The organism is Endozoicomonas sp., from assembly GCF_051008435.1.
Taxonomy (GTDB): domain Bacteria; phylum Pseudomonadota; class Gammaproteobacteria; order Pseudomonadales; family Endozoicomonadaceae; genus Endozoicomonas_A.
The window spans coordinates 1-11,987 of the sequence record NZ_JBPCXO010000534.1; the positions used below are offsets into that span (position 1 = coordinate 1).

Annotated in this window: 14 protein-coding genes; 5 read left to right on the top strand and 9 right to left on the bottom strand. The window is 51.3% G+C overall.

Going from position 1 to position 11,987, the window contains the following annotated elements; translation table 11 throughout:
• A partial coding sequence (locus ACR2PX_RS27025; RefSeq protein WP_434002462.1) for a hypothetical protein occupies positions 1–391 on the top strand: 391 nt, incomplete at its 5' end.
• Positions 392–412: 21 nt separating this feature from the next.
• Positions 413–1,345, top strand: a complete 933-nt coding sequence (locus ACR2PX_RS27030) for a type VI immunity family protein (RefSeq protein WP_434002463.1) — start codon at positions 413–415, stop codon at positions 1,343–1,345.
• A 58-nt stretch (positions 1,346–1,403) separates the two neighbouring features.
• Here ACR2PX_RS27030 and ACR2PX_RS27035 read toward each other — a convergent pair whose 3' ends face one another.
• The 9 genes from ACR2PX_RS27035 to ACR2PX_RS27075 all read right to left on the bottom strand — a co-directional run bounded on the left by ACR2PX_RS27035 (position 1,404) and on the right by ACR2PX_RS27075 (position 10,212).
• On the bottom strand, positions 1,404–2,681 hold the full coding sequence (locus ACR2PX_RS27035) for a site-specific DNA-methyltransferase (RefSeq protein ID WP_434002464.1): 1,278 nt from the start codon (positions 2,679–2,681) through the stop codon (positions 1,404–1,406).
• Positions 2,682–2,866: 185 nt separating this feature from the next.
• The gene (locus ACR2PX_RS27040; protein WP_434002465.1) at positions 2,867–3,247 is read right to left on the bottom strand and encodes a DUF6362 family protein; all 381 of its coding nucleotides are present in this window, start codon (positions 3,245–3,247) and stop codon (positions 2,867–2,869) included.
• Between the two features lie 315 nt (positions 3,248–3,562).
• Complete coding sequence (locus ACR2PX_RS27045) at positions 3,563–5,671, bottom strand: AAA family ATPase (RefSeq protein ID WP_434002466.1); 2,109 nt, start codon at positions 5,669–5,671, stop codon at positions 3,563–3,565.
• Positions 5,672–5,722: 51 nt separating this feature from the next.
• On the bottom strand, positions 5,723–6,376 hold the full coding sequence (locus ACR2PX_RS27050) for a hypothetical protein (RefSeq protein ID WP_434002467.1): 654 nt from the start codon (positions 6,374–6,376) through the stop codon (positions 5,723–5,725).
• The gene (locus ACR2PX_RS27055) at positions 6,373–7,221 is read right to left on the bottom strand and encodes an ATP-binding protein (RefSeq protein WP_434002468.1); all 849 of its coding nucleotides are present in this window, start codon (positions 7,219–7,221) and stop codon (positions 6,373–6,375) included. The genes ACR2PX_RS27050 and ACR2PX_RS27055 overlap by 4 nt, the downstream gene beginning before the upstream one ends.
• A complete protein-coding gene (locus ACR2PX_RS27060; protein WP_434002469.1) occupies positions 7,218–7,685 on the bottom strand; it encodes a hypothetical protein in 468 nt (155 codons plus the stop codon). Before ACR2PX_RS27060 ends, ACR2PX_RS27055 begins: the two co-directional genes overlap by 4 nt.
• Positions 7,682–7,951 carry a helix-turn-helix domain-containing protein gene (locus ACR2PX_RS27065; protein ID WP_434002470.1) on the bottom strand — a complete coding sequence of 90 codons (270 nt, stop codon included), beginning with the start codon at positions 7,949–7,951 and terminating at the stop codon, positions 7,682–7,684. The genes ACR2PX_RS27060 and ACR2PX_RS27065 overlap by 4 nt, the downstream gene beginning before the upstream one ends.
• A gap of 165 nt (positions 7,952–8,116) precedes the next feature.
• Positions 8,117–8,890, bottom strand: a complete 774-nt coding sequence (locus ACR2PX_RS27070; RefSeq protein ID WP_434002471.1) for a hypothetical protein — start codon at positions 8,888–8,890, stop codon at positions 8,117–8,119.
• A gap of 137 nt (positions 8,891–9,027) precedes the next feature.
• Entirely contained in the window at positions 9,028–10,212 is a 1,185-nt protein-coding gene (locus tag ACR2PX_RS27075; protein ID WP_434002472.1) for a hypothetical protein, read from the bottom strand.
• A 217-nt stretch (positions 10,213–10,429) separates the two neighbouring features.
• Between ACR2PX_RS27075 and ACR2PX_RS27080 the strand changes: the two genes are divergently transcribed.
• The 3 genes from ACR2PX_RS27080 to ACR2PX_RS27090 are packed head-to-tail and all read left to right on the top strand — an operon-like array spanning position 10,430 to position 11,919.
• A complete protein-coding gene (locus ACR2PX_RS27080) occupies positions 10,430–10,633 on the top strand; it encodes a hypothetical protein (protein ID WP_434002473.1) in 204 nt (67 codons plus the stop codon).
• Positions 10,623–11,126, top strand: a complete 504-nt coding sequence (locus ACR2PX_RS27085) for a DUF2924 domain-containing protein (protein WP_434002474.1) — start codon at positions 10,623–10,625, stop codon at positions 11,124–11,126. The genes ACR2PX_RS27080 and ACR2PX_RS27085 overlap by 11 nt, the downstream gene beginning before the upstream one ends.
• Complete coding sequence (locus ACR2PX_RS27090; protein ID WP_434002475.1) at positions 11,113–11,919, top strand: recombinase family protein; 807 nt, start codon at positions 11,113–11,115, stop codon at positions 11,917–11,919. The genes ACR2PX_RS27085 and ACR2PX_RS27090 overlap by 14 nt, the downstream gene beginning before the upstream one ends.
• Positions 11,920–11,987 lie beyond the last annotated feature (68 nt).

An 11,987-nucleotide genomic window follows, 5' to 3' on the forward strand; every position in this document is an offset into this window, starting at 1 on the left:
ATTACCTGTAAAACTGATGTTTTTTAGAATCAGGGAAAACAGCCTGACTGCTTCTCAGGAAAATCCGGCAAAACTATACGACGAAAGGTGTTCTACCTGTGCTTTGAAATTCCTATACATTGAAGTAGACGGCTACCGACCAGGACGGGGCGATATCCGTAGGCCAGACCTGGTGATTGTTGCTGACTCCAGCAAGCCACCTTCAAAAGATAACATTGATCAAGTAGTAGAGTTTAAGTTTGGGCAGGATAAAAGAGATCCGTTCCAAGATAGTGCTTATGAAAACATTGCAGGCAAACGGAACAAATACTCAATATATAGGGTAGGTGGCCCAAGGAAAGATAGGGAGCAAGGCTGTAATTGCCAAAACCCAATTCAATCTGCCGTTTAAACAAAATATGAAGGAATCGCCATGTCACAATTTGATCTCAACACTCTCAGTGACCAGCCTGTAGCCTACTTTTCTCAAGGTCACCCTGCTGCCCGCATTGGTCTGACCATGACCTTCTATTTTGGTGCGCCAGGCAATGCAGATAAGCGTCAGGCACTGGTTAGCAGTATTCAGCATTACCTCCAACAGGCACAAGGGCATCTTAGGTCTTATGCAGTAATAGGAGATAGGCGGTTTCGAAAGCTACAACCTGGAGATATACCTGACCAGGACCTTCTGGAAAACATGCTGGATACTGACACTATTTTTCAATTTGAAGCAGGCGGTGAAACTGAAGGAATCTCATATCCCTGGGCATCAGCTGCCTTGGCTGAGGATGTCACTAACCCCCATTATCTAGGTTATCTACTTTTAACGTACCCGGCCTCAATGCTGAACAAGATGGGAGTACAAGGCTTTGCTCAGCTGTTTGTTTCTATATGTAATTCTTTACAGGTTGAGCATGCTTACGCCGGTCTGGGGCTTATTCTTCCGTTCGATGTCGGGGGAATGAGAGCGGCACACGGAGTTCTTGGTGAAGCCGCCATGCGGTGGCCCGGACTGGATGCTTATAATTTAACAACAACAAGCATTCATTTTAGCGATGGAATAAAATCTATTAATTTTCTTACGGCAGTGTCTCATCGCATTCAAAGCAAGGCTGGTGGAACCGAGGCAATATTAGCCAATGCAGGTCCACGCATCCTAAGCTGCCCCTACAGTAATGGCACAGTCTTTCAGGCAGGATATGAACCACAAATGGGAGCCGCCAACCAGCCGCCTGAAGATTATGTAGCATTGGGAAAGGCTCTGAAAGCAGCCAGGTTCCCACTTGACGACTCCCTATTTGATGACCCGGCAGGACAAGACGACGAAGCCTTTACCCAGCGCTGGCTGGCACGATTTGATGGTTAGTGGAAAATTGCTGTTCTGTTGAGTAGTCTGCTCCTCGTTCAGTTTGTCGAACTTGGAGTCAATCTGATCCAGTCGCCTTGAGAGATCGTCCATCACGGTCTTCCTTGACCTGGGAAAAGGTCAGATTATTGGATTCAAAATAGGCTTCCTTGCCGGTGTACTCCTCCCATCGGCGCACAATCACGTCCACGTATTTGGGGTCCAGCTCAGTCAGCCGGGCACTGCGGTGAGACTTCTCACAGGCAATCAGTGTGGAGCCAGAACCACCAAACAGGTCCAGCACGATGTCATGGGTCTTGGAAGAATTGCGGATAGCCCGTTCCACCAGTTCCACCGGCTTCATGGTGGGATGAAGGTCATTCCTGGCAGGCTTGCTGTAGAACCAGACATCGCCCTGGTCTCGAGCACCACACCAGAAGTGTTCATTGCCTTCCTTCCAGCCGTAGAGGATTGGTTCGTACTGTCGCTGGTAGTCGGAGCGCCCCAAGGTGAACGTGTTCTTGGCCCAGATGATAAACGTGGACCACTTGCCCCCGGCTTCCCGAAAGGCTTTCTGAAGCGTATCCAGCTCAGACGACGACATGCAGATATAAATCGCCCCCTTGCAGACCCCGAGCAGGTTGGTCATGGCAGCCAGCAGGAAAGCATGGAACTCAGTGCCCAGGTTGTCGTTTTTGATCCGGCGATCTTTTTTCGCCTTGGTGTTTTTCTCGGGATTGGCGTAGTCGACGTTGTAGGGCGGATCGGTGAATACCATATCCGCCAGCTGGCCTGCCATCAGTGTTTCCACATCAGCCTGCTCGGTAGCACTGCCGCAAAGCACCCGATGATTGCCCAAAACCCAGAGATCACCAGCCTGGCTGACAGGATGCTCTTCCGGCTCAGGAATCTCATCATCGTCGGTCTGGCCTTCAGGCTCGTCCACCAGCAGCAGGCCTTCCAGTTCTTCATCGGAAAATCCCATCAGATCCAGATCAAAATCCAGAGCATCCAGTTCCGCCAGTTCCTGCTTGAGCAGATCTTCATCCCAGCCCGAGTTGGCGGTGATCTGGTTGTCGGCAATCACCAGCGCCCGACGCTGGGTTTCGGACAAATGCCCCAGCACGATCACCGGCACGGTTTCCATCCCCAGTTGCTTCGCCGCCATCAAACGACCATGACCGGCTACGATGACATCATCACTGCCCACCAGCACTGGATTGACAAACCCGAACTCCTCGATGGACCGGGCAATCTGGTTCACCTGCTCATCGGAGTGAGTCCGTGCGTTGTTGGCATAGGGCACCAGGCTGGCGACTGAGCGATGTTCGATGGCTTCAACAAGGATTCTGGACATGGTTCTTCCGTGATTTCCAGACATGAAAAAACCTCAGACCGGGAGGGTGTGAGGTTCAGGTGCACTTCGCTTCGATGTTAGCGTTAATTCTTGTCAAATTTGGCAAAAGTGTCCAATCCTCCAACTACGGACTTTAAGCGACACCGACAGACAAACACCTCTTTAAGCACCCTGAACGGGTCAAATTACCCTGAATTTTTTTGCAAAATATGGATAGAAATCCGGTTTATGGCCTTGCACCAATGGCCATAGGCTGTTTTTCGATTCACCCCTAGGTCTTCCGCAATCACTCGCCAAGGCAGTCCAGAGGCACGGAGCCAGATTAGCTTGCGTTCCTCCTCACTGACCCAGCGAAGCCAGCGCATGCACTGCACCATGCGGTCGATCTCATCCTCCGAAGGCTCGGGCAATCTCAGGATTTTGTTTTCACCCTGGTAGACTTCCCAGCGGTTGGGATTGATCTCCGGCCAGAAGGCAGAGTACCGGAGGTTAATCCCTGACGACACTCGTCGTGCCACCAGCCAGGCTTTCCGATAGCGATTGGCCAGTTCATCCTTGCACTCCATGACTTCGCCCCCTGTGGTTTTGTTATACAGGCGAGGCCGACCTGAAGGAGGCTCGCCTGTATATATTTATATATACGGTGTTGTTGAATTCTGAAATCTAGAAATTATTGCTTAATAAACAATCACTTACTGACTTCGGATTCCAGAATTCGGAAAACCTGAGTTGAATTCTAAAAAGCCCGCATAACCATTTGAAATCCTTTTAAAAATAAGTTCTCAACCAGATTTCAAATTTTTTGAATTCTGCGAATTCTGAAATCTGGCCGAATTCTGAAATGCCATTTTCAGACGGTTTCTGACTTCTATTTCTGACTTCTAAAGAGTGTCCTGATAAACCCACACATCCGGGTTTTCAACCGGTAGCAATGTACCGGTATTCGGGCACTTAAAATCCGTTGGCCTGATACTGCACAGTGCCTCACCCTCCACCCCATAGGCCATGCCATCAACACATAAATACCCGAGCTTGCTGCGCTTTGGAGCGGGCAGGTTGTACTCGTCATAATCCCGGAAAAACTTGATATAGCCCTTGGTGGCCAGCACCTGAATCCGATCATAGATGGTCGTTTTGCCACCCAGGCCCAGCTGGTTTTCAAACTGCTCGGAGAACTGGTTCACGGTGAAGACCCTGCCCTTCAGAGCTTCCTGATAGATCAGGTTGACGATCACTTCCCGCTTTCTGATGCGCTCTGCATCATGTTTCTTGCCCAACTCTTCACCCGCCAGGCGCATGCTGTTGGCAGGCGCTTCCCGCCACTGCCCATCTTTCTTGATGACCCTCTGAGCCTTGGGGGAAGGGCCGTTTCTCAGCTCGTAATACAGCATCCGCTCAGGCTCCAGCTCTTCCGGCCTGAACAGCAACATCCCGGAGGTATAGTAGCCTCGCAAGCTGCCAGCACCAGAGAGAGCCTGAAAGGGGTCTTCCTCCAGCTGTCGTTTACTCATCTTTCGGGTATGGTGAACCAGCACTACGCCTGAGTCCGGGTTGACGATATCCCGCAGCTGTTCCACTCGCTCCTTGAGAAAAAACAGCATGGCGTTATTATCATTTTCACTGCTACCATCCGGACCGGGATCAAACACATTCCTGATGGGATCAATAACAATAACATCAGGCCCTTCAGGGAAAGCCTGCTGGATAGCCCTGACGATGATAGGCAGACCCACCGCATTGAGAATCAGTTTTAACCGGGCGGTCATCACCAAGTTCTCTCGGACCCGAGTCAGCTGAAAGTCCTTCAGAGGCAATTGCTTCACTCGTTCACGCAGATAGTGGTATTGCACCTCCGCCTGAAGATAGAACACCTTCAAGGGGCGACTGGGGCGCATATCCAGAAAGGTCAAGCCTGCTGACATATGTGCGAGCAAGTTCAACAGGAAGTCACTCTTGCCTACCTTGGGAGCACCACCTAATACCAGCATACCGCCAGGCGTCAGTATTCTGGGGGACAACAAATCCTCAGGCATCGGTGATTCGTCATCCAGCAGCTCACCAAAACGATAGACAGGTACGGACTCTTTGATCGTCTTGCGTCGTGTGGTGATCATCCAGTGACGAATATCGAATGCTTCAGCCACAGCATCCGCTGCATCCCACTTCTCGGGTTGCTGTTCAGGTGGTTTTAGAATGATGACCGATGCTGCCCCTGCATCAGAAATAGCCTGTGCTGCTTGTTGGGCATAAAGCAGTCCAGCCTCATCATGGTCGGGCCACACCAACACTCGTTTGTTTTTTAGCGGAGACCAGTCCGTTTTATCCGTAGGAGCCTTGGCACCGTTCATGGCTGTAGTGGCACAGTAGCCACTATCAATCAGAGCCTGAGCTGCTTTCTCTCCCTCCACCAGTACTACTTCGCCTGCTACCTTGATGCCCGGCTGGTTATAGAGCGGTCGGGGATTGGGGGCTTTGGTTTTACGGGTCTTTACATCCCAGGGCCTGAACTCCTTCCCATCCGGTGTGTCATATCGGTAGACACACGCAATCAGATTACCTTCGGCATCGTGATAATCCCACTTGCCGGTATGGTGGCCCAGATCCTCATACTCTTCCTGGTGGTTAGCCGTAGCTGGTGGAGTGAATGACGGCATACCCAGCCAGTCCGCCATAAACTGAATGACTTCAGGGAAATCCCTTTGTGCATCCAGCTTCTGGTGTTCTGCAGTGAGGCTGATAATGTCACCACCCTCACCACTCTCAAAGTCGTGCCAAAGCCCACTGCCTAGCTCTACTTCCAGGCTTTTGCCTTTCTTGCCCTGGACATTGCCCAGCACAAACTTCTGGCCACGCTTTTTACCGTTGGGAAACAGCCAAACCAGAAACTCTGGTAGACGTTCTTGAATACGACGTTTGACTTCTTCAGCATTCAACTTGCTACCCGAACCTTGTTCAGGAGCATCATTAAAATCAAGCCATTTGTTCTTCATTGTCACAGTCCCTGTCGGGGAAAAGCCCACCCGCAGGTGGGCAGCTGATGGTTAATCCCACTGGTTGTTGTAGCTTTCAGCCGGATGAGGGGCAGAGTCCGGAGGACTGTAGAGCTGTGATTGCAGCTGAGCCTGGGAATGACCACTCTGCTGACTGGCGGGTGGATGCCCCTGGGGAGCCGTCTGGCCAAACATCAGCTGGGCATACTGCTTGTGTTCCGGTGTGATGGCCTGCTTGATGACATTCTTGGGTTCGTCGTACTGGTCCTTTTCAGTACTGATCTTGGCGACAAACTCAATACCATCCAGCTCTGACAAAGACTGCAACTGTCGGGCTTTATAAGCTGGTGGACTGTTATCCTCGGCCTTGATATTACGTGCTGATTGCAGGATTCCCCGGACAAATGACCGCCCCATGTTCTCCCACTCAGGGCCTTTGGGACTGTGCATCCCAATCAGGGACCAGACCTTACGCTTGGCGTACTGGCCTTCCAACACGGTGAACTCGGCATTGAGGTAGATGGCTCCGGTATCACCACAGGTGGCGTTACCACCGGTCCAACCCATTTCGGGATTGTCATAGCCACCGGGCTTGAGGGTCATACGAACTTTGACCAAAGTGCCTGAAGGAATGACATCATAGCTGCCCTGGTCAGTGGCATCGTTAAAATCATTCCAGCGTGTCATGGCTCTTTGTTGGCTCATGGCTGTTTCTCCATTCCTTGGGATTGAGTTTCAAACTGGACGGGCTGCCTTGAACCAGTACGGATCTTGGTAAACAGTTGTCCGAGGTGAGGCGGTTCGAATACATCCAGACGTCCGCTGCGATCCTTGGCCGGGTAGCCATAGGGGTTGAGGGTCTGGCAAACGAAAGTACGACGCAGGTTGCCTTCTTCATCGGGCAAGCTGGCCAGGGTGATGACCTGATCAACGATGCCGGGCAGCTCCAGACCGGTTTTACTGCCCTCGATCTGGGGCTGGTGGAGTTTGCGGTTAAAGTCGTCCACTCGTTCCTCAAGGATGGCGACAAAGACCACGTTCTTGCCCCGGGCATGTTGCAGGTGAGTCAGGGCTGCAATCATCTCTTGCCCATGAAGACCATAGGCTCCCCGAGTATCCGGCTTGCCGGTTTTCTCGGAGAAAGCCTGGGGCTGCCCCTTGCACCACTGAAAGCAAAGCCGACCCAGCACCGTGATGGAATCGATAAAGTAAGTGTCGTATTTCTCCAGGGACTGGGGATCTCCATACTTACGACACACCGACTCATAGTGGGCTTTGGAATACACCTGATCATCCCGAAGCGCCGGATTGGGGCCTGCCAGGTAGACGGAAAAGTTTCGGAACTCCGGCCAGGTGGCCGGGCGAAGGGTATCACCCGGCCATTCCTGAACTGCCAGGTCACCGGCTTCCAGATCCACAAACAGGGTATTGTCCGGGTCGAGACTCAACAGCTGGGTGGTTTTTCCCACCCCACTGTTACCCAGCAGCACACATTTGATTCCCTTGTGCTCTTGGCTGCGTTGTTTGGCATTGATAATAGGAAGGCTCATGATGACCCTCCCACCAGCTGGTAGGTACAGCGACCAGGTTTGATCTGACAAGCCGACTCAAAGGTCTGGCGAACAGGCTCCGGCCATTGATCAAATTGCTCCTGGGACACTGAATACTCAATATTCAGGAACTCAGAAGGATCTTCTCCCTGATCCTGAATCCGCTGGGCTATTGTCTTCAGTTTTTGCTGATCCCAGCTGACTTCCCTGGGCAAGTCCACCAGCACACGCGTTCCTTCGTCATCAAAACTGATGGTTCCGAAGTCCTGCTGCAACTGAGCCCGGACCTGGGAAGCCTTGAAGACGTACTTGTAGGCAATGACTGATTCCAACCAATCCTTTTGCACCTGGAGTTGTGCCAGGGCTTTATCTGTATCCCTGACCAGCGTCTCCAGCTCTGCTCCGGAACGAGCTGCCAATTCAGCTACGCCTATCCCCTGGATGTTTTCCAGCTCCAAACTCATGGCTCACCTCCCTGATCTACCACCGGTGAACCTACTGCGTTATAGAGCCGGGACTGCTCGTACTCCAGAACATCTGACAGCCGGTACAGGATTTTCGAGCCGATTCGCATAAAGCGGGGACCGGTGCCATCCTGACGCATTCTGGCCAACGACTTGATGCTGATATTGAGACGCCTGGACAGCTGGAGTGAGTCCAGATGAGCCACCTGGGTTTCAGGTGTAGGACAAAGTGTAGGAGCAACGGCTCCTGGTACTGAGTCTTGCATGATGACCTCCGTGCTTTTCGTGTTCATGCAAGACTGATACTGGGGGAGCTACTGTAGGAGAAGTGTAGGAGCTGTAGGAGAAACTGTAGGAGGACGCTTTTTTCTGAAATTAATGAAAAAAAAACCGGCTCAGGGGCCGGTATTGATGTCATTGTGATTGATTGATCAAGCTTCAGATGTTTGAAACATCTCCAGCTCTTCGAATGCTTTCAGCCAACAGCGCCCTGAAGCACCCGGCTCGTAATCGATAAATTCTCTCCAACGAGGTTCTTTATGGAAGAACTGGCTGAGATTGCTGGAACTGGACTCTTCCAGGAGTAACTGGGTCAGAATTCGGGGAGCACCTCTTTTACCTGCTTGCACCAACTGATCCACCAGTTGGCAACGAGCCGGTCCACCTTTCAGTAGCCAGGGATCATGGCCTAACACCCTCAGTATTCCGTTATGCTCATCCCAGATAATCCCTTCCCGCTCCAGCCGTGCCTGATCCGGATCAATATACGAGAGGAACCGGTTATAATCGACCGCCACTGACCCTTTAGGCAATAACTCATCCAGGGGCAGCAGCTGATAACCCGGAGGTAAAGCCATATATCGGGACTTGGGCTTTTGCCTGGAAATCACCACACAGGACGACAAGGATTGAGCAAACAAACAATCTGCAATGTCATCAAAATTCGGGTTCAGCTCTCGAATCAGTAATACCGTGACGCCTTTTCTCTCTCCCAGCTTCCAGACCCGGTCATCCAGTAGGGGTTCTACCTGGTCCAGATTGAGCTTTTCAGTCAGCCACTCCGGGAACCAGGCCATCCGGAATTGGTACATTCTCAACTCATCGTCCGTGACCTTGTGGCAGCCGTTGTAATAGTAAACAAACTCATCCTTGACCCTGTGTACCTGACGATAGCCGTCCTGAAGATCATCGGGGTAGTCCACCATGATCAGTCGGTCATCAGCTGGGCCTTTCGGGATAAAGCATTATTGCCAATGATGTCCTGCAGTACTCGGGGTAATAGAACTTCAGTTCACTGATCCGCTCTTTATCCGTAGCTGCCTCAAAACAACTTTTTAAAAAATCAAACGCTTGTCGCTTCATTGTCCTTGTCTTTATCCTCCAGAAGAACCCCCATCTGCACCAGCAGGTCATGGTTCAGGTAACGTTCTCGCTGCGACAGGTCACGCAGTGAGCAACTATTGGGAGCACTAAGCCGTACAACAATGGTTTCTTCCGGCAGATCGTCTGTGGCTTCACAGTGAAAGGCCAAGGTAACGCTCCGTATTTTGTATTTCCGGCTATCTTCCAAGCTGACACCGTTGTCGTCCAGGTTCTGGTAGGCATCGGAACGAAAAGCTTTTCTTGGGGTGGCTTTATAGACAGTAATACCTTGTCCAGGACTGACCTGAGTATCGATCTCTTTGACTACTGCTTCCTTGATTCCGAACTTCAGCTCGAAGCTGTCCTCAAAGTTGGGGCGTTGACGGAAGATCTCCAGATTAACCGGCCTGAGCTTCAGTTTTTCAGGGCTGTCTTCCTGATCCAGTACTGCTTCACAGAAGGTTTGCTTCAGCACGTCACGAATCGCTTTCTGATCTGCATACAACTCGATGACGCCGGTCTCCGGTTCATAAGTCACTGCATACTCTCGAGCCGGGTGGATGGTTTCCAGAATGACATCCTTGCCTTCTTCATCCAGCACCTCAAAGCTGACCGGTAAGCCTTCCCGGTAGATGATGAACTGCAGCACTGTGACCAAAGCATGATGGTCACTATGACGTTGTCGCTTCTGCCGCCTGACCACCAGCTTGTCATTATTGAAATGAGCTCTCAGTTTCTGCACAAAATCAGTCAGATCAACATCTTTATCCAGAGGCACTGGAGTAGTGAGATAATAACCATCCCACATACGACCATGACCCCGGTGATACTCCACATAACGGATCTCTTCGGCCTTTCTGAAATCGCTCTCATTAGCTGCCAGAAGCCGGAGGGCATTGTCGTAAGGGTTGCTGGTGGTGTTATGGGACCGGTCACTCATAACCCGTTGCCCGACCTCACTGGCCAGACCTACGATCCGGTTGGCCACATACTCCAGGCGAGCCTGATCTTGCTCATCGAACGTCAGAACATGTTTGTAGACTTCTTTGGGTGGAATAACGCGGGTCGTACCCGGTGAGACGGCTTTCAGATCAATCTTGCAGAGTTCGAAAAAGGTATCTGACTCCAGATCAACGCCGTGCAGTACTAGATGGACTGCTTTCATACTGGCTCCTTGCCATGGCGAAAGTTAACCCTTAACTTCAAGCGGACTAAATACTGTATAAATAATCAGTCATCCGATCAATAGACCCCACAGACAGACAGCTTTATCCAACCACAACGGATACCGGACAGAACGGGTCAAATTGCCCTTTTACAAAGGCTTCAGGGCTTCCGACAATAATCAGTAAATCCGCACCACCCAGGGATGGGAGCCCACCATGAACAAAACCCCGTCAAGCTACCAGCTGCATCCCAATACCCTGGCGATCTGCCAGATTCTGGCTGTCGGTATTGAACGCCGCCATATAAAGCAGCAGGAGCCGGAAAACGCCGAAAGAGAGAAAGAACACTGGACTAATGCCGGAACCAGAGCCTGTATGTCTCATACGGTTCAACGACAGGAGTCCAACAATGAAGAATGAATTACCTGAACAGTCAAGCCTGGCGGCCAAGGTGGCGGCCAAGGTGGCGGCCAAGGTGGCGGCCATTCAGAAGATGCCCACCAAGGCACTGCTGGATCTCTGGCCAAAGCTCTATGGCACCGATGCGCCCAAGTTGAATAAACGACTTCTGCGACAAAGATTGGCTTTCCGGGTTCAGGAGTTGGAGCTTGGGAGTCTTTCCGAGAAGCATAAGAATCGATTACAGCGACTGCAACAACCCTCCGCCAAAGACAAGCCCGTCCCCAAAGCCAGAGTCAACAAGCCACCCGCAGGCACCCGGATTACCAAGGAGTATGAAGGGGAAACTCACGAGGTGATTGTCACCAAAGAGGGCTTTGAATATCGGGGACAGATCTACCGCAGCTTGTCTGGGATCGCCAAGCTGATTACGGGTAGCCATTGGTCAGGGCCGGTGTTCTTCGGACTGAAGGGAAACAGCCCTGAGCGGGGAAAGAACCATGGGCAAAAGTAAGAGCAAAATTAAGGACATTAAACGTTGTGCAGTTTATACCCGTAAGTCTTCGGAAGAAGGGCTGGAGCAAGAGTTCAACTCACTTCATGCCCAACGGGATGCAGGAGAAGCCTACATCACTTCCCAGAAACACGAAGGCTGGGTTCTGGTACCGGACGAATACGACGACGGTGGCTTTTCTGGTGGCAATATGGAGCGGCCAGCTTTACAAAGACTCATGAAAGATATTGAAACCGGTAAGATTGATGTGGTGGTTGTGTATAAGGTGGATCGACTATCAAGATCACTGGCAGACTTTGCCCGGCTGGTGGAGGTGTTCGACAAGCATCAGGTGTCGTTCGTGGCGGTGACCCAACAGTTCAATACCACCAGCAGCATGGGACGGCTGACGCTCAACATTCTACTGTCGTTTGCCCAGTTTGAGCGAGAGGTGACCGGAGAAAGGATCAGAGACAAGTTCCTGCTCTCCAAGAAGAAAGGCAAGTGGATGGGTGGCACTCCTCCATTGGGCTATGACGTAGTGGATCGCAAGCTGATCCCCAATGAAGGTGAAGCAGTGATTATCCGGGAGATCTTCAAGATCTTTATTGAAACCCGCTCCCAGATTGAAACCGCCGAGCGAATGAACGACATGGGTTTCAGAACCAAACGACTGCCCCGCAAGGGTGGCCAAGTCGCCGGAAGCAAGAAGTTCACCCGGACTGCCATTTACAAACTACTCAAAAGCCGACTTTATAGGCCCTTTTACAGGTTGGCTGATCATTTTTGGGCCTCCTGCCTGATTTTTAGATAGAGATAATCAAGATCATTGTAACCACATGCCTTGTATATTATCCGCTTGATGACACCATTGAAGGCTTC